This window comes from Corynebacterium sp. KPL2861 (genome assembly GCF_040225475.1).
GTDB lineage: Bacteria > Actinomycetota > Actinomycetes > Mycobacteriales > Mycobacteriaceae > Corynebacterium.
In genome coordinates, this window is sequence record NZ_JBEHFW010000006.1 from 69,031 (window position 1) to 94,056 (window position 25,026).

A 25,026-nucleotide genomic window follows, 5' to 3' on the forward strand; every position below is an offset into this window, starting at 1 on the left:
GTCATCCTTTCCTCATATTAGGTGATCATTACTTACGATACTCGGGCTGGATGCCGATGGCAGCAAGCCCTTCAAGTAACTCCTCTACGCTGCTGGCGCCCTCGATAATGCCTTCGCAGTCCGCGCGGGTAAGGCCGCGGGTATCATCCATGGCCACGGTGGCCCAGACGCCATTGCGGGAGCGCCCGTCCGTAGCACCACGGCGCAGGGTGAGGCTTTGCCAGCTGGCGGCGATGATATCTTCGCCGAATTTCTGCGTTATGCGCCCGCGGAAATATGCTCGGGTATCGGCGGGCGGCTCGGCCGCGGCCCGTCGCAGGTCCTCGGCGCTAAAGAGCTGGCGCATCTGGCCCTTGCGCACCAGCGCATAGTGCAGCGACTTCGCCGGATCGATTTCGGCATATTGCAGGTCGATAAGGCGCAGCTTGGGGTCATCTGGGGCGATGCCGCGGTCGAGGTAGCTCTTGATCAACCGGTACTTGGCCACCCAATCTAGGAGGTGGGAGGCCTTGAGGGGGTCATCGGCAAGCAGCCCTACCGCCTCGTTCCAGGCCGCCAGCACCTTGTGGTCGGCGGAAGTCTCCGGCTGCAGGCGGCGGCGGTATTCGGCGAGCAGCTCGAGGGCGGTGAGCTCGCGGCCATCGGCAAGCGTGAGCCGGTGGCGCAATTCGAGGTCGCGGCTTACCAGGGGCACCTCCGCGACGGCATCGGCAAGGCGCAAATCGCTAAAGTCCGTGCCGGCCTCAATGGCATCGAGCACCAGCGAGGTCATGCCCAATTTCAGCAGCGTCGAGGTCTGCGACATATTCGCATCGCCGATAATGACGTGCAGGCGGCCGAAGTCATCGTGGATGGCATGGGGCTCATCGCGGGTATTGATAATGCCGCGGTTGAGCGTGGTTTCCAGGGAAATTTCCTGCTCGATATAGTCCGCGCGCTGGGAAATCTGGAACCCCGGTTCCTCCCCAAACTCCCCGCGGCCCATGCGCCCAGCACCGATGACGACCTGCCGGGCCACGAAGAAGGGAATGAGCGCCTGGGCCATGACCGAAAAATCGGTGCTGCGGGCATACTGATAATTTTCATGCGAACCGTAGCTGGCGCCCTTGCCATCGACGTTATTCTTGTACAACCGCAGCGGCGGGCACGGCTGCCGGTCCGCCAAGACGGACTTTCCCTGTGCCGTCAGCTCCGCCACGGCATCCCGTGCCTGCAGCAGGGTGTAATCGCCGGCGGCATCGTAGAGCGTCGCCTCCCAAGCATTCGTGCACTCCGGAGCCGAATATTCGGGGTGGGCGTGGTCCACATAGAACCGCGCCCCGCTCGGGGTGACAACATTGGCCACCCCCACCGCATTGGGGTCTACCACGGGAACCGTATCGTAGCGCTTGAGATCGAAACCGCGGGAGTCCCGCAAGGGGTGTTCTTCTGCAAAATCCCAGCGCGAACGCGCGCCCGTATACAGAGCTGCATAGGCCACGACCGCATGGGTCGAGGTAATGATTGGGGATTCCTCCGGCGAATCCGGCGTAGAAATGCCGTATTCCGTTTCCGTTCCTAGCACGCGGGCCACGTACCGCTCCTTCCGCTTAAAAGTTCCACACTGGTCACACGCGATCCGCCGTGATCCGCGGAGACAATCTTGCTCCATTCCTCGGGGTTGGTTGAGGTGGGCATGTATTCCGATTCCGCCTGCTCGGCGGCGATGGCGGCACGCAGGTGCTGCTTGCCGATGCCCCCTTTAACGCCCCCATCGCCTTCCTCCGCGGCGCGCTGCGCACCGTGGTCCGATAAAGCCTCCTTGATGGCTAGCTTCTTAGCCCGGGCCAAGATATTGGCAATCATCGCGCCAGAGACGAAATCGCGGTAGTGCAGGACCTGGCGCTGCCCATTGCTAAAGTGCAGCTGGGCAAAAGGCCTATCGCTATAGAGCTCATCTACGGCATCGCCGATGAGCTCGTCAATATCGCCCACGTGTGGAATGGAGGGATCGAAGTGGCGGGCGAAGATCTCGCGCGCGCCGCGCTTGGTGGGGCGATTGATGCGCACCTTCATATCCAGCCTGCCCGGGCGCATGATGGCGGGGTCAATGAGCTCTTCCCTGTTGGTGGCGCCGATGATGACCACATTGCTGAGGCCCTCCACGCCATCGAGCTCCGTCAGCAGCTGGGGAACGACGGTGGTTTCCATATCAGACGAAACCCCGGATCCGCGGGTGCGGAAAATGGATTCCATCTCGTCAAAGAAGATGACCACGGGGCGATCCGCACTGGCCTGGGCGAGCTCGCGGGCGCGCTCAAAGATCAGCCGAATGCGGCGCTCGGTTTCGCCGACGTACTTATTCAGCAGCTCTGGGCCCTTGACATTAAGGAAGTAGCTGGAGCCATTTCCCCCCATCTGGGTAGACAGGGAGTTCGCCACGGCCTTAGCAATGAGCGTCTTTCCGCAGCCGGGTGGGCCATAAAGCAATACGCCCTTGGGCGGTTGCAACCCATATTGCCGGTAGAGCTCGGGGTGGATAAAGGGCAGCTCGACGGAATCGCGGATCTGCGAAATCTGCTCATTCAAGCCACCGATGTCCTCATAGCGCACATCGGGTACTTCTTCCAGCGAAAGCTGGGAAACCTCTGCCTGGTCCACCTTTTCCACGGCCACGGAAGCCTTGGTATCCAGCAGCACGACCTCGCCCGCGCGCACGCTTTCTTGCAGCGCCTGTGCGAGCAGGACGACGCGGTTATCCCCCGCGGAATTAGCCACGACGGCCCGGCGCTGGTCCAAGCGCTCGACCACGGTGGCAAGTTCGCCGGTGCTCGTAGGGGCGCAGCCTTCGACGACCACGAAGCCATCGCCCAGCCGAACCTGTTGGCCCACCTGCAGGCTGCCCGGCTCCACGTTGGGGGAGACCTTGAGCTGCATGACGCGGCCGTTGGTATAGACCTCCGCGGTGGTGCCTACCTCGCTTTGGTGCGGCGAGTAGGCCAAAAAGACGCCGTAAGTAGAGGCGGGCTCTGCAAGTGCATTGACCTCAGCAAATAACTGCTCGAGCTCGGCGCGCGATTTCTGTAATAGCTCCACCAGCTTTTGGTTGCGCGCAGCAAGCTGGCTGAGTTGCCGCTTATTATCCGTGGCTTCATCCATGCACACCACTTTAACGCGCGACAAGGTATGAGCGAGGCCACTTTAGCAATTAATTACATCCGTGTACTTAAATACTGCGCATCCTATTTGCGGGCGCGGCGCTGGGGGCGCGGCGGGGTCACGCCATCGGCAAGCCGCCTGGTCCAAATGAGGAATGCGGTGTGCGCGTTCATGCGGTGCTCCGGGCGGGTGGCTAAGCCTTCTACCTTCCATTCGCGCACGAGGGATTCCCACGCCTTCGGTTCGGTAAAGCATTGTAGCTCGCGGATGCCCTCCATGACCTTCATCAGCTGCGGGACCGTTGCCACATAGGTCATGAACACGCCGCCAGGGATCAGCAGATCGCGCACGGTCTCCAGGTTCTCCCAAGGCTCCAGCATGTCCAAGATGATGCGGTCGACGGGGCCACCGAGGTCCTCAGCGGTGACATCACCGAGATCGCCTAGGCGCGGCGACCACCACTCGGGGCGAGCGCCAAAGTATTCCTCGACGTTATCGACCGCGTACTCCAGGTGATCATCGCGGATTTCATAGGAATAGACGTGGCCTTCGGGGCCCACGGCGCGCAGGAGGGACATCGACAAGGCGCCGGAGCCCGCACCGGCCTCAAGCACGCGGGCGCCCATGAAGATATCGCCCTCGACCAAGATTTGTGCGGCGTCCTTGGGGTAAATGACGGCGGCACCGCGCGGCATCGATAAGACGTGATCCACCATGAGGTGGCGGAAGAGCAGGAAGGACGAGCCCAGGGTGGACTCGATGACGGAACCTTCATCCATCCCCATGATGTCATCGTGGTTGATTATGCCTTTATGGGAATGGAACTGGCCTCCTTCTTTCAAAATGACCGTGTAGTGGCGCCGCTTGGCGTCCGTCAGCTGCACGCGGTCGCCATAGGAAAAGGGGCCAGAATAAGCCATGCCGCAAAACTCCTCGAGGTTGTGGGTACTAACCCTTCAAGTATGCCTCAAGTGCCCGCGAGAGCCATATTTGGTCCTGCTCGCCCACCATCTCGCGCGCGGAGTGCATTGAGAGCATCGGCACGCCCACGTCGACGGTGTCGATACCCAGCCGGGTTGTGGTAATGGGGCCGATGGTAGAGCCGCACGGCACATCGTTATTGCCCACGAAACGCTGCACCGGAACCCCAGCCTTGGCGCACGCGGTCTCCCACAGCGCAATCGTCTGTGCGTCGGAGGCGTAGCGCTGGTTGCCGTTGATCTTGGTCACTGGGCCCTGCCCAATGATCGGCTGGTGGGTGGGGTCGTGCTTATCCGCGTAATTGGGGTGCACCGAGTGCGCGGCATCGGCAGACACGCAGCTGGAGCGAGCGAACATCTGGAATCGCTCTTCCTCATTAGCCCCCAGCGTGCGGGCGGTGCGGGTTAGCACGTCCTGCAGGATCGGGCCGGCGGCACCATAGCGGGAACTCGAGCCCACTTCCTCGTGGTCAAAGGCCATCATGACCAAAATATCGGAGCCGTCATAGTCCTGCGCAGCGCTTTGCATGGCCTCCAGCGAGGCGTGCACCGAAGATAGGTTATCCATGCGGCCAGCCGCGATAAACTTTTCGCCCGCGCCAAAGACGGCACCCCGGGCGGCATCGGCGGTAATCAGGTTGAAGGAAGCAATATCCTGCTTGGCGATGCCCGCCTGCTCCCCCACCACCTGCAGGATCGACGCCTCTTCATCGCCGACCGTCAGCACCGGCTGCATGTGCTTTTGGCGGTCCGGCTTGAACTCATCCTTGCGGTACAAGTGAATGGCCAGCGAAGGAAGGCGCAGGACTGGACCCGTATTCACGAGGTGCTGGCGCCCATCCGTGGTCACCACCTGGCCGGCGACGGTAAGTTCACGATCAAACCACGTGTGCAGCAAGGCACCGCCGTAGATTTCCACCGCGACCTGTTGCCAACCTACAGCCGAAAAATCGGGCGTGGGCTTGAGCGCCAGCCCCGGCGAATCAGTATGCGAGCCAACGATGCGGAAACCGGAGTTCTTATCGGTGCCTTCCGGCACGTACCACGCGGCAACCGCACCGCCGCGGACCATGACGTGACCGCCCGGGGTGGCCGACCAGTCCTCGCGCTCATCCTGGACCTGGAAACCAGAATCTTGCAGCTGGCGCGCTACCTCATGCGCGGCGTGGTACGACGACGGCGAGGCCGCCAAGAAATCAAGGAACTTATCGGTATAACTCATGCCTTCTAGCTTGCCACGAAACGAACAGCGATAGGCTAGATACATCATGGCTACTACATCTACTCCCCGCCCCCGTCCCCTTGCCCTGTCGCCCTCGCGTGCCTCCGACTACCAGCAGTGCCCGCTGCTCTATCGTTTCCGGGCCATCGACAAGATTCCGGAGCCCAAGACCATCGCCCAAGTTAAGGGGACCCTGGTTCACGCAGTCCTAGAAGAAACGCATAAACTCCCGCGTGAAGAGCGCACCTACCCAGCAGCGGTAAAGATGATCAAACCGATCTGGGCCGCGATGACAGAAGAGGACGCTGAACTGCTAGAACTCGTGCCCGAAGAAGAGACGTATGACTTCTTCGTCGCCGCCCGCGAGCTGCTCAAGGGCTATTTCCAGATGGAAAACCCACAGGGCTTCGACTGCCAAGAAACCGAGATGTATGTCAATACAGTCCTGCCCAATGGCGTCCCCGTGCGCGGGTTTATTGACCGCGTGGACCGCGCGCCCACCGGCGAGGTGCGCGTTGTGGATTATAAAACGGGAAAGAAACCAAAACCGCGCTTTTCCCAGAGCGCTCAATTCCAGATGCAGTTTTATGCCCTGGTGTACTGGCGCCTGCTGGGGATCATCCCCCACCAGCTACGTCTGATGTATCTAAAGGTGCTGGATTCGATGTTCTTATCCCCCAACCAAGAAGAACTCGAATACTTCGAGCGCGATCTAGGCCAGCTGTGGGCCAAGATTGAGGCCGATGGGCGCGCCGGGGATTTTCGCCCGAAACGCTCCAAGCTCTGTAATTGGTGCGCGCATCAGGCGATTTGCCCCGAATTTGGCGGCACGCCTCCGGAGTACCCGGGTTGGCCGGGCTCCGCGGCGGATTAATTCGTTTTAGAATAGCCCGGATACCGTGCCATCGGCGGCGACGTCGATATTATTGGCCGCCGGCTTCTTGGGCAGGCCCGGCATGGTCATCACGTTGCCGGTAAGCACCACGATGAACCCGGAACCGGTGCGCGGCAGCAGCTCGCGCACGTGCAGCGTGTGTCCTTCCGGGGCACCCAATGCGGTTGCTTCATCGGAGAAGGAATACTGCGTCTTGGAAATGACAACGGGTAGCCTATCCCAGCCATTGTCCTTGATGTACTGCAAGTCCTTCACAGCCTTGGAGCCGTATTCCACGCGGTCCGCGCGGTAGATCTCGCGGGCGATGGTCTCGATGGAGGCCTCGATGCCTTCTTCAGGATCGTAGAGCTGCTGCGCGCCACCCTCGAGGTTTTCCAACAAGGTCTCGGCCAGCTTCGTCGCTCCCGCGCTGCCTTCGGCCCAGACGTTGGCCTCTTCCAAGGCCACGCCGAAGTCCTTGGCCCAATCGCGCATGAACTGGCGCTCTGCTTCAGTATCGGCCCAGAAAAGGTTGAGTGCGACAACGGGCTTGATACCAAACTTGCGCAGGTTTTCCACGTGGCGCTCGAGGTTGACGATGCCCTTTTGCAGCGCCTCAACGTTTTCCTCGGTGAGCTTATCCTTGGCAACGCCCCCGTTGTACTTCTGCGAGCGAATCGTCGCCACGACCACTGCGCCGGCCACGTCCAGGTCACCAAACCGGGACTTGATATCAATAAACTTCTCACCGCCGAGATCCGCGCCGAAGCCGGCTTCAGACAGCACGATATCGCCGAACTGCAGGGCAGTTTGCGTTGCCAGCAAAGAGTTGCAGCCGTGCGCGATATTGGCGAACGGGCCACCGTGCACGAGTGCGGGAACCCCGCCGAGGGTTTGCACCAGGTTCGGGTTCAAGGCATCGCGCATCAGCGCGGTGAGCGCGCCTTCCGCATCGAGCTCGCGCGCGGTCACTGGCCGCTGGTCATAGGTAAACCCGACGGTAATATCGCCTAGGCGCTGCTTGAGGTCATCGAGGCTCGTCGCCAAGCACAAAATCGCCATGATCTCTGAGGCCGCAGTAATGGTAAAGCCTGTTTCTGCCGGTACGCCGTGTGCCGATCCGCCGAGGCCAGTTACCACGTTGCGCAGCGCGCGATCGTTCACGTCGACGCAGCGCTGCCACGTCACGCGGCGTGGATCGATGCCCGGCTGGTTGCCCTGGTGAATGTGATTGTCGATGATGGCCGCAAGTGTATTCGTTGCCGCGGCAATGGCGTGGAAGTCACCGGTAAAGTGCAGGTTGATATCCTCCATCGGCACAATCTGGGCGTAGCCGCCGCCTGCTGCGCCTCCCTTAATGCCCATTACGGGGCCCTGAGAGGGCTCACGAAGGGCAACGATGGCCTTCTTCCCGATCTGATCCAGCGCATCGGTCAAGCCGATGAGGACCGTGGATTTACCCTCGCCGGCCGGTGTCGGAGATACTCCTGTTACCAGCACGAGCTTGCCGCGCTTGTCCTTGGCGTTATCCACCTTGGTGATATCCACCTTGGCTTTCGTGGAACCAAAAGGAATTACTGCATCTTCGGGAATTCCTGCTTTGGCTGCGATCTCCGCAATCGGCTGCAGGTTATGGGCTTGTGCGATTTCAACATCGGATGGCTGCGTAGTCATGGCACCTACCCTACCGATTTCTGACATTAGCCAAGTCGCATGGGGGTATAAACTGTGAAGCAGAACATTTCTTTTGGTGGAGCCTTCACATAAACGTGGCGCCCTCTCCGAGGAGAAGACGCCACTGGGAGCGCGAGTTGGAGGACTCGCTAAATGATTACCGCACCGAGCGCATAGCCCAGGAGTACGGAACCGAAAATGCTGACCACACCCGGAATAAGGAATGGGTGGTTGAATACGGCCTTGCCGATCTTGGTAGTGCCTGTATCATCCATCTCGACTGCTGCCAGCAACGTTGGGTACGTCGGCAGGATGAACAGAGCAGATACTGCCGGAAATGCGGCCACGGCGGTAACCGGGCTAACTCCCAGCGCCAATGCGGCGGGCATGAGTGCTTTGGTAGTAGCAGCCTGCGAGTACAGCAGGGCTGCGGCGAAGAAGAGCACCACTGCCAGCAACCATGGCGAGGCCTCGATGACGTCTCCAGCCAGAGCTTGAATATCGTCCAAGTAGTGGTTGATGAGGGTGGTTCCCAACCACGCAACACCCAGCACACAGATGCAGGCAGACATTCCCGATTTAAATACCGGAGTATTGAGGACGTCAGCGGCCGGAATCTTGGTTTTCAAGACGATGATCGTCGCGGCCGAGAGCATGACGGTCATAATCGCCTCATTGCGCGGCAAGGTGGGATCCGTAATCAGGCCAACCTGTTCGGAAGAAATGGTAGCCCATGCCATGACAACGACGATGGCGATGAGAAAGATGACTACGGAAGACTTCGCGCCTTCCTTTGGCTCATATTTACTAGCGCCAATCGGCTCCTTCACCAGGCCTTGCGCCTTGCGCTCCTGATATACAGGGTCATCTTCTAGTTCTTTGCCGAACTTATTGGCCACCCATGCGGCGGGGAAGATGGAAAGGAAGGTAGCTGGAATCAGGACACCGAGTACTTGGAGGTAGCCCACGCCCATGGGCTCAAGCAGACCAGCCAGGATGACAACTGCAGCAGAAATCGGCGAGGCACAAATACCCATCTGTGCGGCGACGACCGCGATAGATAATGGGCGCGACGGGCGAACTTTGCCCTCCTTGGCCACCTCAACGATGACCGGCAGCGTGGAAAAGGAGGTGTGCCCGGTACCGGCCAAGACCGTCATCAACCAGGTCACGATGGGTGCGTAAAACGTAATCTTTTTGGGGTTTTTGCGCAGGAACTTCTCGGCCACATGAACCAAATAGTCCATGCCGCCGGCCTTTTGCATGGCGGCAATAGCCGCAATCACCGTCATAATGATGGCAATGACGTCGAACGGAATGTCGTCCCTAGTTACTGGAACTCCCGCAACGCCCAAAAGGAGAACGCCCAGGCCGCCGGCCATGCCGATGCCTATGGACCCAATTCTCGCACCCAGGATAATGGCTGCGAGAACGATGACAATATGAATAATAACCATGGATACGCTCCACACGTTCTCAACTACACGTGGTGGCCCCACCTACGCCTGCCGGTCGTGGACCACCCTTACATTTCTATTTTGCCCTGAATATGTTGTTTTATTTACATATTCTGCCCGTTTGTGTTGCTTCCCACATGTGTTCTACCTCGCGTTATAAACCGTTCGGTATGGTTTGATGTCTTTGCGCTATGGGGCGGAAGTAAAGCCGCACTGCGGGCAGAGACGAAAGAGACCGCACACACCGCGAGGCGCTTCCCCACCCCCAAAGGGAGGAAAGAAAGCACGGTGTGTGCGGACTGATCGGTGCCGCCATGAGGATGGGCATCTCCCACCTCATGCGGCACTATGGCTCGCGAACTTTACTTAGTTTTCATCCAAGAAAAGCTGACCGCGAAATTCTGGGTGCATCAGGTTTTCTACCGACAGCACCTTGTTCAGCGTTGCCTCATCAAGTAGGCCCTTCTCCAGCACGAGTTCCTTGACGCCCTTGCCGGTCTTGAGGGATTCCTTTGCAATCTCGTCACCGTTGTGGTGACCAATAAATGGGTTCAGGTAGGTAACGATACCGATGGAGTTCTCCACGTACTGGCGGCACACATCAGCGTTGGCGGTAATGCCGGTGACGCACTTCTCACGCAGCGCATCAACCGCGTTGCCCATGATGCGGATGGACTGGAACAGTGCCTCACCGATGACCGGCTCCATCACGTTGAGCTGCAGCTGGCCTGCCTCTGAGGCCATGGTCACGACGTGGTCGTTGCCGAAGATCTTGAAGCAGGTCTGGTTGACAACTTCAGGGATAACCGGGTTGACCTTACCCGGCATGATGGAGGAACCTGCCTGGCGGGCCGGCAGGTTGATCTCGCCAAGACCAGCGCGCGGGCCAGAGGAAAGCAGGCGCAAGTCATTACAGATCTTGGAGAGCTTCATGGCAGCGCGCTTGATGGCAGAGTGCAAGAAGACGTAGGCACCGCAGTCAGAGGTGGCCTCGATAAGGTCGCTTGCAGTCTTCATCTCCAGGCCGGTGACTTCAGACAGGGCGGCGGTTACCTGGTGACGGTAGCCAGCTGGAGTGTTAACTCCGGTGCCGATGGCGGTTGCGCCGAGGTTGATCTGCAGCAAGCGGCTCTGTGCATCGCGCAGAACGGCCTGCTCCTCGTTGAGGTTATTAGCAAAGCCCTTGAATTCATCGCCCAAGGTCATGGGGACGGCATCCTGCAACTGGGTACGGCCCATCTTCAGGATGTCTTGGAACTCATTGCCCTTGTCCTGGAATGCAGAACGCAGGCTGTCAATGCGCACGACCAAGTCATCGATGGCAGCGTACAGGCCCAGACGGAAACCAGTTGGGTAGGCATCGTTAGTGGACTGGGACATGTTGACATCGTCATTGGGGTTGATGATGTCGTAGGAGCCCTTCTCCTCTCCCAAGTGCTCAAGGGCCAAGTTGGCAACGACCTCATTGGTGTTCATGTTCAACGAGGTGCCGGCACCGCCTTGGAATACATCGAGCGGGAATTGGTCCATGCAACGGCCCTCGTCCAAGATCTGGTCACACGCCCAGATGATGGCCTCCGCCTTCTTCTTTGGCAGCACGTGCAGGCGACGGTTAGCCATCGCGGCAGCCTTCTTGACCTGCACCATGCCGCGGATGAAGTGCGGAATGGTGTTGATGGTCACGTAAGAAATCTGGAAGTTATCCATCGCGCGGACAGTGTGGACACCAAAGTAGGCGTCAGCAGGAATTTCCAAGTCACCGATCAGGTCGGTTTCCGTACGAGTGTTTTTGCTCGACGTCTTCGGTTTCTTCTGCTCCGCTACTTTTTTCTGTGCAGAATGAGTGGTCTTATCCTCCTGCTTTTCCTGCGCGTCCTTTGCGGCAGACTTAGTGTCTTTTTCTTCTTTCTTAGACGACTTTGCCATGGTGGCGCGGCTCCTTTGCCTGTCGAGAATGATGTCCGAGTGAATAATCTCCAGCGCCAATGGTAGCCACGTTTCGCCCCAGTTGGGACGACCAAGAATTTAATAATCCCCCTAAAAGCGGGCAATGCGCAGATCGGAAGCCAAAATAGCCTCTGCACCGAGTTGGGAAAGTCGATCCATAATCTGGTTGGCTTCTTTTTGCGGAACCATCGCGCGCACCGCCACCCAGTCTTGTCGCGCCAATGGTGAAACCGTCGGCCCAGTCAGGCCCGGAGTAACACCAGCTGCTTTATCGAGATTTTCTTCCGCGATGTTGTAGTCGATCATGAGGTAAGTGCGGGCGTGCAAAATACCTTGGATGCGACCCAAGACAACCTGCTCTTCCGGAGTTACTTCTGCATCGTGGCGCTTGATGACTACGGCTTCCGAGCTGACGATGGGCTCACCAAAGGGCGCCAAACCCTGCTGCCGCAGCGTAGTACCAGTTGACACGACATCAGCAATGACATCGGCCACGCCTAGGTGAATGGAAATTTCTACCGCCCCGTCGAGGCGGATCACATCGGCGGAAATCCCCTTCTCCGCCAAGTCCTGGCGGACCAAATTCGGGTACGACGTTGCCACGCGCTTGCCCTCTAGATGAGAGATATCCCACCCCTCTCCTTGGGGGGCGGCGTAGCGAAATGTTGAGTCACCGAAGCCGAGCGAGAGGACTTCTTTGATTTGGGCATTGGAATCGAGCGCCAAATCGCGTCCCGTAATCCCTAGATCAAGCACACCGCGTGCGACATAGATCGCGATGTCTTTCGGGCGGAGGAAGAAAAACTCCACCCCATTGTCAAGATCCACCACGTTTAGGGTTTTGGAGTGGCCGCGTCCCTTGTATCCGGCCTCACCAAGGATTTCTAAAGCCGCTTCTGATAAGGAACCTTTATTTGGTACTGCAATTTTGATCATGCTGTTCTCCAGGAAGTTTGCTCCACCACAGGTGGCAACAAGTTATAGGTATTTATAAACATCTTCAGGCCGCAGGCCGCGCTTGATCATCATGACCTGCGTCCAATAGATAAGCTGCGACATTTCTTCCGCCAGTTCCTCGTCGGACTGGTATTCGGCGGCGATCCATACTTCGCCCGCCTCTTCGATGATCTTTTTGCCAATATGGTGGGCGCCTTCTTCCAAGGCCTTAACGGTCCCAGAGCCCTCTGGCTTCTGGTCTGCTTTGTTCACTAGCTCAGCAAAAAGTGTCTCAAAATCCTTCACAGCTACCTATTGTTCCACAGGCAAGCAGCCAATGCGAAGGGTTTTAGTTCATTTCCTGGATGGCCTGGAACCACCCGTAGACATCATGATGACGCGCGCCCGCGAGGTGGCGAGAATCGCGCAGCCGGGAGATCTCCACTACGCCGTCCGGTACTTCTACGCCTTCATCCTCGGGCAACCCGATAACGGTGCACCCGGCGGCAACGGCCGCGCGCATACCGGCCGGAGAGTCTTCGAAAACGAGGCACTGGGCTGGATCAAGTTGAAGGCGCCGGGCCGCTTCCACGTACACGTCTGGGGCGGGCTTGCCAGTGGGAACTTCATCGCCGCAAATAGTATCTACGAAATACTCGCGGCCTATGACTGCGATGGCGGCGTCCGCGACGTCGCGGTCCGTATTTGTCGTGACCATCATAGGCATGCCGTCTTGGTGCAGCGAGGATAAAAGCTCCGGGATTCCGGGAAAGATTTCTAGGCGGCCAGCAAAAAGAGTCTTCACATAATCAAACATCTTGTGCCGGTAAGTTTCGAGGTCACCTTCACCTAAGGAAACTCCAGCGTTATCAGCGCAAATGCGCAGCGTCGTAGGAAAAGTTGCGCCTACCGTATCCATGCGTTGCCTGCGTGTCAGGCGCTTGCCCAGCACTTCCGAGAGATAGTACGTTGCCTCACCCCACAAGGGCTCTGAGTTGGTCAAGGTGCCATCCATATCCCAGAAAATTGCCGCGGGACGGGATAAAAGCTTGGAATCACTCACTGTGGTCATACACACTCCACCGGCGTTTCCGGCATAGAATTTCGACTCAACGGGGAAAATATTCGCGCTGCGCGGTGATTAATCATCTACACCTTAGGCATTTACCCACCGCGGGCTCTAGCCGTTAAGGGTCTTAGAAGTCCAACTCGGGAATCTGTGAGAGCGCCTCATCATCGGCACCAGTAGCCGCAGAAGCGTTGTACATAAGTTCGGCGATTTCTTCCTTTTCCTCCGGCTCCACCACCGCATCGTGCTGCTTGCGATTAAAGGTGGCGAGTTTCTGCACGGTCTTATTCAACACCGCAGCGAGCTGGCTACCATCAGGATCGTCCGGCAGCCCGTCCAACCCATCCAACATCTGCTCGAGGTGGCGTTTAAGTTCTGGGAGCACCGCTGCGTCAAACGGCGCCTCCCAGAACTCTTTTTCCTCGTCCTTGAGGTAATCGCCAGTGGCGAAGGACTTAAGATCAGCAATGAACTCATCAACGGTGGGTTGGAAATCTGTGCGAATGCTCATGCTGTCGATATTGCCCTAAGTTGGCTAGGCCTGCACGCCGAGCAGCGAATTAAGTGCGGTACGCACCAACTCCGCGGCGCCTTCCTCGTCTTCGCCCCGGTCGCTGGCTGCCCAATCGTCGATGGCGCGCAGCGCGGTGGGGGTATCGAGGTCATCGGCAAGCGCTTGGCGAAGCCCCGCTACCGCACCTTCCGCAGCCGACAGGGACCCAGGGGTTTCCAGGGCGGAGCGCCACGTGGCCAGGCGGGTCTTGGCCTGGTCGAGCACCTCATCGGACCAGTCCCGCTCGGCGCGGTAATGACCGGAAAATACGCCGAGGCGAATGGCGGAGGGATCCTCGCCCTGCTCCACGAGCTTGTGCACGAAGACTAAGTTGCCCAGGGACTTGGACATTTTTACGCCGTCCAGGCCGATCATTCCGGTGTGGACATAGAACTGCGCCATGCGGTCGACACCCAATGCGGCCTCTGCATGCGCGGCGGAGAATTCATGGTGCGGGAACTTCAGATCGCTGCCGCCGCCCTGGATATCAAAGGTGCTACCCAAGTAATTGGTGGCGATGGCAGAGCACTCGATGTGCCAGCCGGGGCGGCCGGGACCGAAGGGAGAATCCCACGCCGGCTCACCTTCGCGGTGGGCGCGCCAAATCAAGGCATCCATGGGGTGCTTTTTGCCCGGGCGGTCGGGGTCACCGCCGCGCTCAGAAAAAAATTCCCGCATCTGTTCCATCGAGTAGTTGGATTCATAACCAAATTCTTCGGTGGCATCGATGGAGGCATACACATCGGGATACTCAGGGTCATCGACCACATAGGCTGCGCCATTATCCAGCAGCTTTTGCACCATGTCCACGATCTCATCGACCGCTTCCATGGCGCCAATGAAGTGCTGCGGCGGGATGACCGATAAAAGCTCCATATCCGAGCGGAAAAGGTCGATCTGGGAGGTGCCGAGTTCGCGCCAATCAACGCCGTCGCGCTCCGCGCGCTCAAAGAGTGGGTCATCGACGTCGGTGATATTTTGCGCGTAATTGACCTTCTTGCCTGCATCCAAGAACTGCCGGTAAATCAGGTCGAAGGTGAGGTAGGTGGCTGCATGGCCCAAGTGGGTCGAATCATACGGGGTAATACCGCACACGTACATGGTGGCGGTATCCCCATTCACCTGCACGGGGGCCTTGGTTTGGTTCGCGGAATCGTAGAGATAGAGCTGTGCCGCATCGCCTGGGACGGGGCTAAAAGAAGGTGTTGGCCAAGAATGCATGGCACCTATCCTAACGCTTCTTTATGGGTGGATTTAAATGGGCTGTAGGGCTCCCAAGGCCAGCAGAATCATCACGAGGATGCCCACGGGGATCCGGTAGGCCGCGAACCACGCAAAGGAGTGGTTGCCCACGAAGTTCAGCAACCAGGCGATCGAGGCATAGCCCAAGGCAAAGGCAATGCCGGTGCCGACGAGCAGCTGCATACCGGAAGCGGCTTGGCCGGACTCGGGTGCGAAGGCATCGGGAAGCGAAAAAAGCCCCGAAGCCAGCACTGCCGGAATGGCCAAGAGGAAGCTAAAGCGCGTGGCCACCTCGCGATCGAGGCCCAGGAAAAGACCACCGGAAATGGTGCCGCCCGAACGCGAAACGCCAGGAATGAGCGCCAAGCACTGGCACAGGCCCATGATGATGGCATCCTTCATCGTCAGCTCCTCAAAACCGCGCTTTTTGGAGCCGACGCGTTCAGCGGCAATGAAGACGAAGGAAAAGAGGATCAGCATCGCGGCGGTGATCCACAGGTTGCGCAACGCCCCGCGAATGGCATCCTCAAAGACCAACCCGATGACGCCGATGGGAATGGATCCGGCGATGACCATCCAGCCCATGCGCCAGTCCTGCCCGCGCGAAGCGGGATTGGTCCACCCGCGCAGCCACCCAGAGAGGATTTGCCAGATCATCGGGGCGAAATAGACCAGCACGGCAAGCTCGGTGCCGAGCTGGATAACGGCGGTAAAGGAAGCGCCGGCATCGTTGCCCCAAAAAAGCTCGGAAACGATGCGCAGGTGCCCCGAGGAGCTTACCGGGAGAAACTCCGTAAGCCCCTGCACAATGGATAAAACGATAACTTGTGCCCAAGAAACTGCTTCAGTCGCGGTATCAGAAATCACCCGCCATACACTACCGCCGCGCACGGCTTCGGGAAATCGCAACGCGCGCTGTTAGGATAAGTATCCGTGAAATCACGATCCCGCTCCACACTCGTACTATCCAGCCTGCTAGCGCTCTCCACTGCTGCGTTGGCCGCCTGCGATTCCACCGTGGGCGTAGGCGGTGATCCCGAAACCGCAGTGAAGGGCAACGCCACCCCGGCCGCTTCTCCCAGTGACACCGATCCTGCCGGCACGGTCATCGATTTCGATGAGGACATTACGGATCTGGCTGCGGTGAAAGATACGATTGCCGTTCGCACCGCGGACCAGGTGCGCATTGGCAGCCAGGACGATTTTGCCGCCAAAAAGGCGAAGACCATCGATATCGATTCCACCTGCGGCGATTTGAGCTCTTCTGAGGCTGGATTCGTCCTGGCCTGCTCGGACAAGGTCCTGCTCATCGATCCTTCTGCGCCGGAGTCACCGGGGGAAATCAAGATGGACGAGGACTTCCAGGTCAGCGCCGCGACCCAGATTTCGACCGGCGAGGTCTTTGTCACCGCGGGCGACTCCGCTATGGTCGGCCGGTACAAGGATGGCAAGCGGGACGGCGAAATCTCCGTCGAGGCCGGCTCGGACCAGATGCTCGCCGTTCCCAATGCGGATGGCGATGACGGTATCGTGCGCATTCAGCGGTCGGATTCCACCATCCAGAATATCGATTGGCCCAATGACCGCGCCGGTGGCCGGTTGCGCGCTGGCCAGGGTGTCGGCCAAATCGCAGTGGGTGACAACGGCGTTGTGCTCGCCTCCGATACCGAGGGCGGCCGGATCGCGGTCTATACCTCCGATGACGTCGTCCGCCTGCACCAATACGGCGTGGTGGACGGCACCCCGTGGGCGGTGGCCTGGGATGACTCGCGCGAGCTCGCATGGGCTACCACCACCGATAACAACATCGCGCACGCCTATTCCATTGACAAGGGCGTTCCCGAATCCCGCGGCGACTTTGCCACGCTTGCCGATGCCCAGAATATTTCCGTTCTTTCCAATGGCACCATCGTGGTTGCCTCCGCATCCGGCCACGGGCTGCAGTTCGTGGCGGATCCGCACCTGAAAAAGGAGTCTTAATCCATGGTTTCGACCTTCGATTCGCTGCGCAAAGGCGCCTATCAGCTAGCGCTGCGCGGAATGTTTCGCTTAAGCCCCGAGCGCATCCACGGTATTATCAATTCTGGCCTGCACGGTCTGCACGCGGCAGGACCCGCCAATCGCGCGCTTGGCCGCGTCCTGCCGGTCAACGATCCAGTCTTGAAACAAGACGTTTGTGGGATCACCTTCCCGCGCCCGCTTGGCCTGGCGGCCGGTTTTGATAAAAACGCCGCGGCTGCCGATGCCTGGTCCCCCCTTGGTTTCGGCTACGCCGAACTGGGCACCGTCACGGCGCAGGCGCAGCCGGGTAACCCGACTCCCCGCCTCTTCCGCCTCAAAGAAGATGCCGCCATCTTAAACCGGATGGGCTTTAATAATGAGGGTGCGGCCGCCGTGGCAGAGAACCTGCGCAAGCGCCGGTACAACGACGTCATCGGTATTAATATTGGCAAAACCAAGGTCATCCCGGCAGAACGCGCCGTGGATGATTACCGCCGCTCCGCCTCCGTTTTAGGCGGCCTGGCGGACTACCTGGTGGTCAATGTCTCCTCCCCCAATACCCCCGGGTTGCGGGACCTGCAGGCGGTCGAATCGCTTCGCCCCATCCTGCGCGCCGTGCAAGAATCCACCGATGTTCCCGTCATGGTCAAGATCGCACCGGATCTTTCGGATGCCGATGTCGATGCCGTCGCCGATCTCGCCGTGGAACTGGGCCTTGCCGGCATCGTCGCCACCAATACCACCATCTCCCGCGAGGGACTTAACACTCCCCGTGCGAAGGTAGAGGCCCTTGGCGCCGGTGGAATTTCCGGTCCCCCCGTAGCCGAGCGCTCCTTAGAGGTGCTCCGCCGCCTTAACGAGCGCGTGGGCTCGCAGCTCGTCCTGATTTCCGTCGGCGGGATTACCACCCCGGAGCAAGCGTGGGAGCGGATTGCCGCAGGTGCCAACCTTCTCCAGGGCTATACCGGGCTCATCTACGGTGGTCCGGACTGGATTCGGGATATTCACAGGGGCATCGCCAAGCAAATTCGCACCCACGGCCTGAACAATATTTCTGAGGCCGTAGGCTCCAACCTGCCGTGGAAGGCAATAAACTAGCAGCCCACCAGATAGCAAAATGCCACGTGTAGAAACACCTGGCATTGCTTGTTTTAGGGACCCGCTTAAGAGGTCGCCATGACGCTGCGCCGCAAAATCAAGGCGCAGATGGCGGACATGCCGGCATAAAAGAGCAGCCAATACTGCTGCTGAATCAGGATATCGTGCTGGGGCAGAAAGCGGCTAGCAATGATCAAGGCCACCGCCACCGCCAAGGCGATGATCTGCGCGCGGCTGCCTGCATGCTCCTTGCTCATTGTGCTAAAGGCACCCACCATCACCGCCGCGATGATCATCGCAAGGTTGCTGTAGGTCCACACGAAGGGCGCGCCCCATCCATCGCTAAAAACGGAGATGAGGGCGAAAAGCACCAGCACAAAAGCGACGACCAAAAAAGCGCCACCCACCCGCAGCGCTGCAGGTGGGGTCACTGGATTTTTAGGAGCGGAACTCGCCATTACTTGGCCTCGTACCAGCCCCAAAGGATTGCCCGGCCCAGTGCGTGGAAGTGCAGGTTGAAGCCGAGGACGGTCGGGGAAGAATCCGGATCAATGTCGAGGGTTTCTACGTCTACGGCGTGGACCGCGTAGAGGTAGCGGTGCGGCGCGTGGCCGGCCGGCGGATTAGCACCAAAGTGGGTACGGTTGCCGGAATCATTGCGCAGGCTGATAACACCGTCGATGCCAAGGTCCTCTGCCGCACCGGCATTGGTGGGCAGCTCGGAGACATCGGTGGGGATATTAAAGGCGGCCCAGTGCCAGAAACCGGAGGCAGTCGGTGCATCCGGGTCAAAGCAGGTGACGGCCAAAGACTTGGTTCCCTCCGGCAGCCCGGACCATGCCAGCTGCGGGGACACGCTTTCCGGCGCGCGGTGCTTTTCTGGGATCTCATCGCCTTCTACCAAGTCGGTAGAAGACAGCCCGAAGCTGGGGAGATCGCGCAGCGGGGCGTATGGGTCAGGTCCGGGGAATCGAGTGTCATCTGCATAAGAAGTCATGTACCCCTTTGTACCGCAGATCACACGCGCTTGTCGATGTCCCTCCCCACTAACCCTCCACTAGGCGGCTGGTTTCGTACCGCGTTCCTGCTTTCGCGCTACGGCTACCCAAGTTACAAGGATGTATTTTCACCGCCTTGAGATCGTCCGTTTTATGAGGATTTACCTGGCGATTTGTATTCCAATAGCGGAACACGATAAAGTTTCGGGGTGCCCAACCGAGAGGTGGCAAACACCCTGCCCGGGTGGCGGAATGGCAGACGCGCTAGCTTGAGGTGCTAGTGTCCTATTAACGGACGTGGGGGTTCAAGTCCCCCTCCGGGCACATTGTGAAGTCTCGAGACATCGTTCCTGCGGTGCCTCGAGATTTTTCGTTTTTGTGGTGTCCTGGACGGCATGGCGTGTGTGCCTTAAGGAGCATTTCCTCGGACGCCTGGGTGGACTCGTAGTGTGAGTTTTTCTCTAGCCTAGCCAGCGTGAGTTGCTTTTTCTCCTACGCTTTCCGAGCAACCCCAGGCTGTTGGAGCCTATTCGAAATCAAGATCAGGTTTTTATACCAGACTGTCCCAGGAACCCACATCGGTTTATCCACACAAAATGTTCCTTAAGCCACAAACCTAGGTTATTTCTATAGAATTAGCCTCATGGAAGAAAAACGATTGACCTCATTAATTTTTGGCAATGTTGTTCTTGAGTCCCAGGTATTAGGAACTTTCCCAAAAATCTACGCTGATGATATGCGCTCGTATTGGATGCGTCCGAGTAACGATGCCATGCTCTCTGTACCGCTAGATGATCTACGCGGTAACATTAGCTCCGATAGAGCTCAGGGGATTTCCAGCAAAATATTTGAATCTGTCTCTGCAGAATTGAATACTAATTATCCAGGAGGGAAAAGCCAAGCAATAAAAGAACTGACTGCCTGGCTTTTACGGGACAGTTAAACATCGCAGGGGAGATGCACTTCTTTAGAGACGCCATACCCTGTATGGTCTCCTGCTCGGATTTCTCCGTCGATACGATAGTCATGCCCTGAATTAGAGGATCCGCAATCTACTTCACCTCGAACAAACCCGTAGCCGCCCTCAGTGAGATTCTTCTCCATTTCATCTACAGTTTGGTAGAAAAATCCAACATGCTCTTCTTGAAGACGAATTTTGGCGCTTAATGGCAGAAAGCCACTTCCACCGCATTTGACATGCAGACCATAAGTGAGCTTGTTACCGGCCTCGACTCGTGGACCTGCAAACGTACCTGTACAAGTTCCTGCCCCGATTGCACCATAAGTTGCACGGGAATTCATATCATTGCCGCCGAATGTGAAGGTAAAACTATCGTCAGTGGTTCCTTCATCCATAGGAGAAGAATCGGCTAGAGCAGGCGGGGAAAAATAAGTGCTATAGAAACCAAGGTTGTTGGGACGGTAAAAGAGAGAACCTTACGCATATTTCCTCCTTATTTATTGAAGGCACTCTGACTATATCGCGAATTAGCTAGTCGCGCTCACCTAAAGACAAGTGCGTTCCCCCAAGGTATTGGTCACGTTATAGACGTTCTAAGTTAATCTTCCCCAGCTACGATCCTAACTGGGCCTGATCCTCGGAAAGTGGACACATCGGCGCTAGGCCCCAGGACATTCTGTTGCTGAAGCCGATAATTCTATAAGCACGGTCCTCGCCGACTACGATACAAACGCATGACCACTTTCCGGGATTGGATACGCAGCTTTGGTAGCTTCTGCGTTCAACTCATCCACTCTGCTTGGGGCTCAATCCGCGCGTGGTCACCGCGACGCTGGAGCCTCATCATCGCGCTCGCACTTGCTGGAGTTGCGCTTTTTATCTGGCTCGATATTCCCGATCTCTCCCAGATGTGGGCCGCCGCTGCCCGCCTTGGCGCGTGGTTTCCGGTTGCCTTCACGCTAAGTTATGTCATATTTACGCAATTTCCCCTACCCCGGACCATCTGGACAATTGCAGCTGGCATCCTTTTCGGCCCTTGGCAGGGTCTTGCTATCTCGCTATTCGCGCTCACCATCTCGGCCGTATTATCGCTGCTGATTGTGCGCAGCCTGCTCGGAGACTGGATTAGGCCGCACCTTGCTCATCCTGCGGTTTATACCATCAATGCCCACCTCGAGCGGCGCGGTTGGCTGGCCATCGCTTCCCTGCGCATGGTCGCGGGAGTGCCCTTCAGCCTTCTCAACTATGTCGCTGCGCTTACCCCCATCAGCGTTTCGCACTTTACGGTAGCTACGTTGTTCGGCTCGATTCCTACCACGGTCATTGGCGTCTTTTTCGGCGATGCCCTTACTGGCACGGCCAGTCCCGGAATTATCGCTGCCTTTATCGTCTTTGCCCTCGCCGGCATAGGCGGGCTTGTACTCGATTCGCGCCTGCCGACTCCCGTCCAGTCAAGGTTAAGCGGTAGACTGTAACGAACTGCTCGCGATGAAGGAGGATCCTCGTGCTCGCTGTCCATGCCCGCTACCGTGGGCGTTCCGTGCGCCGCGCTGAGCTCGTGCAGCGCTCGGCCGCCGCGCTATCCACTCTCGAGGGCGTCGGCGAGTTTCATGTCCTTGGTGTGGAGGATATATGCGCCGTTGTCGATTCCGCCACCGCAGTGTGTGAGGTCGTCATGGCCTTGCTTGCCGATGGCGACTGGGCCATCGGCATCGGCATCAGCCCCGGCAACCAGGCTGACGAGGAGAGCGCGCGCCACGTGGCGACCGCAGCGCTCAAGAATTCCGCGCGCATGGGGCAGGTCTATACCAAGCTCAATAAGCGCGGCCGTTCTGCGGAGGCAAGCGATATTGCCGCTGCCTTCGCGCTCATTGGATACGTGCTTAATAAGCGCACCATCGAGGGCCGCGAGGCGACCTCGCTCGTAAGGGCGGGGCTCAATCAAAATGAGGCCGCAGAAGAATTGGGCATTTCCAAACAGGCGATGTCCCAAAGGCTGCAGGCTGCGGGCTGGAGCGCCGAGATGGCCGGGTGGCAATTGGCGGTCAACCTCATTGAACGCGCCAATCTAGCCTAAGCCCGGAAAGCACCGCTTATTGGAGCCTAGACAAGGTCTGATTTCTGCAGCTCTGGCGTGGTCACAAAATCCACGAGCCGTTCGACCGCACCGATAAGGCTGGAGTCTAGGTCCCGGAAAGAATGGACCGCGTTATACACGTGGCGCCACCCGTCGGAGGGGTCGGACCAACCCACGCGGCGACAAATCCCGGTCTTCCAATCTTCGCCCCGCGGCACCTCCGGCCATGCTTGCAGGCCTACCCGTTGCGGCTTTACTGCCGCCCAAATATCAACAAAAGGATGGCCGGTGACTAGAACGTGCTCCCCCACTGACTCGGTCATTCGTGTTTCTTTCGACCCTTTGACCAGGTGATCCGCGAGCACGCCTACCCGGCGGCCGGGGCCAGGCTGAAATTCGGCGAGCCTTTCTTCGAGGTTGTCCAAGCCCTCCAGGTATTCCACGACCACGCCTTCTACGCGCAGGTCATGCCCCCACACCTTTTCCACGATGGCGGCATCGTGGACGCCTTCGACCCAAATGCGCGATGGCGCTGCCACCTTGGCTTCTACGTTTTCTACCCGCCTAGATCCCGAGTTGGATTTGCGGGGTGCTTGCTTGGGCACGTACCTCGTAAGCGTCACCGGCTGACCTTCTACTAAGAACCCGCCTTTAATAAGGTTAAATACTCGCTCGACGCCGTGGCGGTCTTCTAGCCGCACGACCTCACCAAAGACGGTCTTATCCACGCCTAATACGGCGCCCACAAAGTCATCACCGCGCACTTCTACCACCATGCCCGGCTCTGCCGGCACCTCTGGGTACTGGGTGGGCTTGCTGCGTCGGTGCCCAGCAAAAATATCTCCGCCATAAGGATCTAAACTCATGACCCGATAGTCTATCTACTACACTTGCTCGCCATGGATATGCGCGCCGAAGTGTGGTCCCCTCTCCAAAACTCCGCCATCTGGCTCGCTGCGTGGTTATGGGGACATGAGACAACAGATGAGCTGCTTGATGCCCTGACGGAGCTGGGCGGGCGCCCCGAATGCGTCGATGAATCCCCTTTTATCGATTTGCTTGCCCTCCTGCGGGCCGAAACGAATGAGCTCACCTCTCAGCCAGGCGCGGGCGGGGAGCCTCTCCTCCGGCTTATTTTATCTGGCCCGGGTGAAGCGCCCGCACTTCCCGCAGGATCGGAATCTGCCCGTGCGGCCGCGCAAAGTTCAGCGGGCGCCATCGTTGTGCGCACCAACGACCCGGAAGTCACGCTGGTCCTTGTCCCCCATCCCCATCAAGCTCACACGGCATGGCAAGTGATCCGCGAGGATCAGCCGCTGCCCTCACCGGCATGGCTGAGCCCCGGCGAAGCGGACGCCTTGTTAACTAAGGCGACGGATGAATCCGCTGATCTCATTACGGCCACCGGCTACCAGTCCACCGCGCTGATTAATCCCCGGCTCACGGTGGGGACCCTGAGCGATTTTTATGACACGCCCGGCCTACCACCGGCCACCCCGCCCCGGGCTGCGAAGCTCTTTGCACGTGCGGACCGCGTTGCCGCGATCATCGAAACCGTTACGGATAGGATCAACGATCACAGCCTCGACCCGCAGCTCCTCCGCCTATGGCGCCATATCCGGCAGGCGCGGATGACGGGAGTGGCTTATTCGGCAGCGGAATTCGCTCGCTGAAGCAGGCTCGCACGCGGCCCCTTTAGTGGGCGCGGATATCGCAGCAGCCTGCAGCGCAGGGCGCGCCGTTGGTGGTGCACCCTTGTACGGTGACATTCCCGCTGGTCTCCCACGGCTTCCCCTGTTCGAGTTCTTCCACCAGATCCACCACCATGCCCGCAAACCGCTGGGAGGGGCCAGCGGTGCGGGCGCGCTCGACCTGTACTCCCATCTCATCGGCTGCGGCTTGCAGTTCGGAATCCAAGTCCCAGATGACCTCCATGTGATCGGAGATGAAACCGATGGGGCACACCACTACGGCGCCTACCCCGTCGCGGTCATGGATTTCGGTGGTGTGGTCAACGATATCCGGTTCCAGCCACGGCGTCTTCGGGTTACCGGAGCGCGATTGCCACACCAAGTCGTAATCAGAAATTCCGGCGCGCTCGGCCACCAGACGGGAGGCTTCGGCTACTTGCCGGGAGTAAAGGTTTTTGTCCCCGTCTGCACCGCCGACATTATCGTGTGCATTCGGCACCGAGTGGGCTGTAAACAGCATGCGCGCGCTCTCCATTTTCTCGGCGGGGATACGGCGCCAGGCCTCGGCGACGGCATCGGCCATCTCCGCGATAAACTTGGGGTGATCATAAAATTGTCGAATCTTGGTGAATTCGATTTCTGGCAGAGCCTTATCTGCAAGGTGTTGCCGCATTGCAGCGATGTCTTCATCGTATTGCCGGCACGCCGAGTAGCCTCCCCAAGCGGAGGTGGCGAAGACGGCCACCGTGCGGATCCCCTCTTCCGCCATTTTCTCTGCGGTAGCTGTGGCAAAGGGATGCCAGTTCCGATTGCCAAAATAAACCGGTAGATTATGTCCGCGTTTTTTCAACTCACCTTCGACGTTACTGATAATCTCCCGGTTCAGGCCGTTGATCGGGCTTACCCCGTCAAAGTGGTAATAATGCTCGCCCACTACTTCTAAGCGCTCGCGCGGAATTCCGCGGCCCCGCGTAACGTTCTCTAAAAACGGAACGACCTCCTCATTTCCTTCCGGGCCACCGAAAGAAAGAACGAGCAGGGCGTCGAAATTTTGGGCAGGATGCTGTGCGTCAGTCATGCCCTAAATAGTAGCAACCACAAGGCTAAG

General features: G+C 58.6%; 25 protein-coding genes and 1 tRNA gene. 8 read left to right on the forward strand and 18 right to left on the reverse strand.

The window, feature by feature from the left end; translation table 11 throughout:
- Nucleotides 1–28: 28 nt before the first annotated feature.
- The 4 genes from dop to ABRP84_RS06265 form a co-directional block, all read right to left on the reverse strand.
- Nucleotides 29–1,573, reverse strand: coding sequence for a depupylase/deamidase Dop (dop, locus tag ABRP84_RS06250; protein WP_349853051.1), 1,545 nt, complete (start codon nt 1,571–1,573; stop codon nt 29–31).
- A complete protein-coding gene (gene arc / locus ABRP84_RS06255) occupies nt 1,558–3,138 on the reverse strand; it encodes a proteasome ATPase (RefSeq protein ID WP_349853052.1) in 1,581 nt (526 codons plus the stop codon). Before arc ends, dop begins: the two co-directional genes overlap by 16 nt.
- Nucleotides 3,139–3,221: 83 nt before the next feature.
- Nucleotides 3,222–4,058 carry a tRNA (adenine-N1)-methyltransferase gene (locus tag ABRP84_RS06260; RefSeq protein WP_239268120.1) on the reverse strand — a complete coding sequence of 279 codons (837 nt, stop codon included), beginning with the start codon at nt 4,056–4,058 and terminating at the stop codon, nt 3,222–3,224.
- Between the two features lie 28 nt (nt 4,059–4,086).
- Nucleotides 4,087–5,340, reverse strand: a complete 1,254-nt coding sequence (locus ABRP84_RS06265; RefSeq protein ID WP_349853053.1) for a M18 family aminopeptidase — start codon at nt 5,338–5,340, stop codon at nt 4,087–4,089.
- Between the two features lie 46 nt (nt 5,341–5,386).
- On the opposite strand from ABRP84_RS06265, the gene ABRP84_RS06270 reads away from it, so the two are divergent.
- Entirely contained in the window at nt 5,387–6,214 is an 828-nt protein-coding gene (locus tag ABRP84_RS06270) for a RecB family exonuclease (RefSeq protein WP_349853054.1), read from the forward strand.
- A 6-nt stretch (nt 6,215–6,220) separates the two neighbouring features.
- Here ABRP84_RS06270 and ABRP84_RS06275 read toward each other — a convergent pair whose 3' ends face one another.
- The 9 genes from ABRP84_RS06275 to ABRP84_RS06315 all read right to left on the reverse strand — a co-directional run bounded on the left by ABRP84_RS06275 (nt 6,221) and on the right by ABRP84_RS06315 (nt 15,959).
- The gene (locus ABRP84_RS06275) at nt 6,221–7,888 is read right to left on the reverse strand and encodes a formate--tetrahydrofolate ligase (protein WP_349853055.1); all 1,668 of its coding nucleotides are present in this window, start codon (nt 7,886–7,888) and stop codon (nt 6,221–6,223) included.
- A 149-nt stretch (nt 7,889–8,037) separates the two neighbouring features.
- Nucleotides 8,038–9,345, reverse strand: coding sequence for an anaerobic C4-dicarboxylate transporter (locus ABRP84_RS06280; RefSeq protein ID WP_284771886.1), 1,308 nt, complete (start codon nt 9,343–9,345; stop codon nt 8,038–8,040).
- 366 nt (nt 9,346–9,711) lie between these two features.
- Nucleotides 9,712–11,271, reverse strand: a complete 1,560-nt coding sequence (aspA, locus tag ABRP84_RS06285) for an aspartate ammonia-lyase (protein ID WP_284771887.1) — start codon at nt 11,269–11,271, stop codon at nt 9,712–9,714.
- Nucleotides 11,272–11,382: 111 nt separating this feature from the next.
- Complete coding sequence (gene hisG, locus ABRP84_RS06290) at nt 11,383–12,228, reverse strand: ATP phosphoribosyltransferase (protein ID WP_349853056.1); 846 nt, start codon at nt 12,226–12,228, stop codon at nt 11,383–11,385.
- Nucleotides 12,229–12,270: 42 nt separating this feature from the next.
- Nucleotides 12,271–12,534, reverse strand: coding sequence for a phosphoribosyl-ATP diphosphatase (locus tag ABRP84_RS06295; RefSeq protein WP_349853057.1), 264 nt, complete (start codon nt 12,532–12,534; stop codon nt 12,271–12,273).
- Nucleotides 12,535–12,577: 43 nt separating this feature from the next.
- Nucleotides 12,578–13,300 (reverse strand): HAD family hydrolase, encoded by a 723-nt coding sequence (locus ABRP84_RS06300; protein ID WP_349853058.1) that lies wholly within the window; start codon nt 13,298–13,300, stop codon nt 12,578–12,580.
- A gap of 124 nt (nt 13,301–13,424) precedes the next feature.
- Entirely contained in the window at nt 13,425–13,808 is a 384-nt protein-coding gene (locus tag ABRP84_RS06305; protein WP_349853059.1) for a hypothetical protein, read from the reverse strand.
- 24 nt (nt 13,809–13,832) lie between these two features.
- Nucleotides 13,833–15,071, reverse strand: a complete 1,239-nt coding sequence (mshC, locus tag ABRP84_RS06310; protein WP_349853060.1) for a cysteine--1-D-myo-inosityl 2-amino-2-deoxy-alpha-D-glucopyranoside ligase — start codon at nt 15,069–15,071, stop codon at nt 13,833–13,835.
- A 33-nt stretch (nt 15,072–15,104) separates the two neighbouring features.
- A complete protein-coding gene (locus ABRP84_RS06315) occupies nt 15,105–15,959 on the reverse strand; it encodes an undecaprenyl-diphosphate phosphatase (RefSeq protein ID WP_349853061.1) in 855 nt (284 codons plus the stop codon).
- Nucleotides 15,960–16,025: 66 nt separating this feature from the next.
- Here ABRP84_RS06315 and ABRP84_RS06320 point away from each other — a divergent pair, with 66 nt between their 5' ends.
- Both ABRP84_RS06320 and ABRP84_RS06325 read left to right on the forward strand, forming a co-directional pair.
- Nucleotides 16,026–17,072, forward strand: coding sequence for an NHL repeat-containing protein (locus ABRP84_RS06320; RefSeq protein ID WP_349853062.1), 1,047 nt, complete (start codon nt 16,026–16,028; stop codon nt 17,070–17,072).
- Nucleotides 17,073–17,075: 3 nt separating this feature from the next.
- Nucleotides 17,076–18,191, forward strand: a complete 1,116-nt coding sequence (locus ABRP84_RS06325; RefSeq protein WP_349853063.1) for a quinone-dependent dihydroorotate dehydrogenase — start codon at nt 17,076–17,078, stop codon at nt 18,189–18,191.
- A gap of 65 nt (nt 18,192–18,256) precedes the next feature.
- On the opposite strand, the gene ABRP84_RS06330 is transcribed toward ABRP84_RS06325, so the two are convergent.
- Both ABRP84_RS06330 and ABRP84_RS06335 read right to left on the reverse strand, forming a co-directional pair.
- A complete protein-coding gene (locus tag ABRP84_RS06330; protein ID WP_349853064.1) occupies nt 18,257–18,649 on the reverse strand; it encodes a hypothetical protein in 393 nt (130 codons plus the stop codon).
- On the reverse strand, nt 18,649–19,188 hold the full coding sequence (locus ABRP84_RS06335; protein WP_023022376.1) for a YbhB/YbcL family Raf kinase inhibitor-like protein: 540 nt from the start codon (nt 19,186–19,188) through the stop codon (nt 18,649–18,651). The genes ABRP84_RS06330 and ABRP84_RS06335 overlap by 1 nt, the downstream gene beginning before the upstream one ends.
- A 239-nt stretch (nt 19,189–19,427) precedes the next feature.
- On the opposite strand from ABRP84_RS06335, the gene ABRP84_RS06340 reads away from it, so the two are divergent.
- A tRNA-Leu gene (locus ABRP84_RS06340) sits at nt 19,428–19,513 on the forward strand.
- 319 nt (nt 19,514–19,832) lie between these two features.
- A complete protein-coding gene (locus tag ABRP84_RS06345; RefSeq protein ID WP_349853065.1) occupies nt 19,833–20,132 on the forward strand; it encodes a hypothetical protein in 300 nt (99 codons plus the stop codon).
- Here the strand turns inward: ABRP84_RS06345 and ABRP84_RS06350 are convergent.
- Entirely contained in the window at nt 20,129–20,545 is a 417-nt protein-coding gene (locus ABRP84_RS06350) for a hypothetical protein (RefSeq protein WP_349853066.1), read from the reverse strand. The genes ABRP84_RS06345 and ABRP84_RS06350 overlap by 4 nt on opposite strands.
- Before the next feature lie 339 nt (nt 20,546–20,884).
- Between ABRP84_RS06350 and ABRP84_RS06355 the strand changes: the two genes are divergently transcribed.
- On the forward strand, nt 20,885–21,625 hold the full coding sequence (locus tag ABRP84_RS06355) for a TVP38/TMEM64 family protein (protein WP_349853067.1): 741 nt from the start codon (nt 20,885–20,887) through the stop codon (nt 21,623–21,625).
- 29 nt (nt 21,626–21,654) lie between these two features.
- A complete protein-coding gene (locus tag ABRP84_RS06360; protein WP_023022380.1) occupies nt 21,655–22,227 on the forward strand; it encodes a hypothetical protein in 573 nt (190 codons plus the stop codon).
- 26 nt (nt 22,228–22,253) lie between these two features.
- Here the strand turns inward: ABRP84_RS06360 and ABRP84_RS06365 are convergent, their stop codons facing one another.
- On the reverse strand, nt 22,254–23,093 hold the full coding sequence (locus ABRP84_RS06365; protein WP_349853068.1) for a DUF3097 domain-containing protein: 840 nt from the start codon (nt 23,091–23,093) through the stop codon (nt 22,254–22,256).
- A gap of 33 nt (nt 23,094–23,126) precedes the next feature.
- Here ABRP84_RS06365 and ABRP84_RS06370 point away from each other — a divergent pair, with 33 nt between their 5' ends.
- Nucleotides 23,127–23,900, forward strand: a complete 774-nt coding sequence (locus ABRP84_RS06370; RefSeq protein ID WP_349853069.1) for an Rv1486c family protein — start codon at nt 23,127–23,129, stop codon at nt 23,898–23,900.
- 22 nt (nt 23,901–23,922) lie between these two features.
- On the opposite strand, the gene ABRP84_RS06375 is transcribed toward ABRP84_RS06370, so the two are convergent.
- Nucleotides 23,923–24,996, reverse strand: a complete 1,074-nt coding sequence (locus ABRP84_RS06375; protein WP_023022386.1) for a ferrochelatase — start codon at nt 24,994–24,996, stop codon at nt 23,923–23,925.
- Nucleotides 24,997–25,026: the final 30 nt, after the last annotated feature.

Excerpts from the sequence above, each read along its gene's own strand:
- arc (WP_349853052.1), bottom strand. The coding sequence starts at position 3,138 with ATGGATGAAGCCACGGATAATAAGCGGCAACTCAGCCAGCTTGCTGCG.
- ABRP84_RS06260 (WP_239268120.1), bottom strand. The coding sequence starts at position 4,058 with ATGGCTTATTCTGGCCCCTTTTCCTATGGCGACCGCGTGCAGCTGACG.
- ABRP84_RS06265 (WP_349853053.1), bottom strand. The coding sequence starts at position 5,340 with ATGAGTTATACCGATAAGTTCCTTGATTTCTTGGCGGCCTCGCCGTCG.
- ABRP84_RS06270 (WP_349853054.1), top strand. The coding sequence starts at position 5,387 with ATGGCTACTACATCTACTCCCCGCCCCCGTCCCCTTGCCCTGTCGCCC.
- ABRP84_RS06275 (WP_349853055.1), bottom strand. The coding sequence starts at position 7,888 with ATGACTACGCAGCCATCCGATGTTGAAATCGCACAAGCCCATAACCTG.
- ABRP84_RS06280 (WP_284771886.1), bottom strand. The coding sequence starts at position 9,345 with ATGGTTATTATTCATATTGTCATCGTTCTCGCAGCCATTATCCTGGGT.
- aspA (WP_284771887.1), bottom strand. The coding sequence starts at position 11,271 with ATGGCAAAGTCGTCTAAGAAAGAAGAAAAAGACACTAAGTCTGCCGCA.
- hisG (WP_349853056.1), bottom strand. The coding sequence starts at position 12,228 with ATGATCAAAATTGCAGTACCAAATAAAGGTTCCTTATCAGAAGCGGCT.
- ABRP84_RS06300 (WP_349853058.1), bottom strand. The coding sequence starts at position 13,300 with ATGACCACAGTGAGTGATTCCAAGCTTTTATCCCGTCCCGCGGCAATT.
- ABRP84_RS06305 (WP_349853059.1), bottom strand. The coding sequence starts at position 13,808 with ATGAGCATTCGCACAGATTTCCAACCCACCGTTGATGAGTTCATTGCT.
- mshC (WP_349853060.1), bottom strand. The coding sequence starts at position 15,071 with ATGCATTCTTGGCCAACACCTTCTTTTAGCCCCGTCCCAGGCGATGCG.
- ABRP84_RS06325 (WP_349853063.1), top strand. The coding sequence starts at position 17,076 with ATGGTTTCGACCTTCGATTCGCTGCGCAAAGGCGCCTATCAGCTAGCG.
- ABRP84_RS06330 (WP_349853064.1), bottom strand. The coding sequence starts at position 18,649 with ATGGCGAGTTCCGCTCCTAAAAATCCAGTGACCCCACCTGCAGCGCTG.
- ABRP84_RS06335 (WP_023022376.1), bottom strand. The coding sequence starts at position 19,188 with ATGACTTCTTATGCAGATGACACTCGATTCCCCGGACCTGACCCATAC.
- ABRP84_RS06345 (WP_349853065.1), top strand. The coding sequence starts at position 19,833 with ATGGAAGAAAAACGATTGACCTCATTAATTTTTGGCAATGTTGTTCTT.
- ABRP84_RS06350 (WP_349853066.1), bottom strand. The coding sequence starts at position 20,545 with ATGGATGAAGGAACCACTGACGATAGTTTTACCTTCACATTCGGCGGC.
- ABRP84_RS06355 (WP_349853067.1), top strand. The coding sequence starts at position 20,885 with ATGACCACTTTCCGGGATTGGATACGCAGCTTTGGTAGCTTCTGCGTT.
- ABRP84_RS06365 (WP_349853068.1), bottom strand. The coding sequence starts at position 23,093 with ATGAGTTTAGATCCTTATGGCGGAGATATTTTTGCTGGGCACCGACGC.
- ABRP84_RS06370 (WP_349853069.1), top strand. The coding sequence starts at position 23,127 with ATGGATATGCGCGCCGAAGTGTGGTCCCCTCTCCAAAACTCCGCCATC.
- ABRP84_RS06375 (WP_023022386.1), bottom strand. The coding sequence starts at position 24,996 with ATGACTGACGCACAGCATCCTGCCCAAAATTTCGACGCCCTGCTCGTT.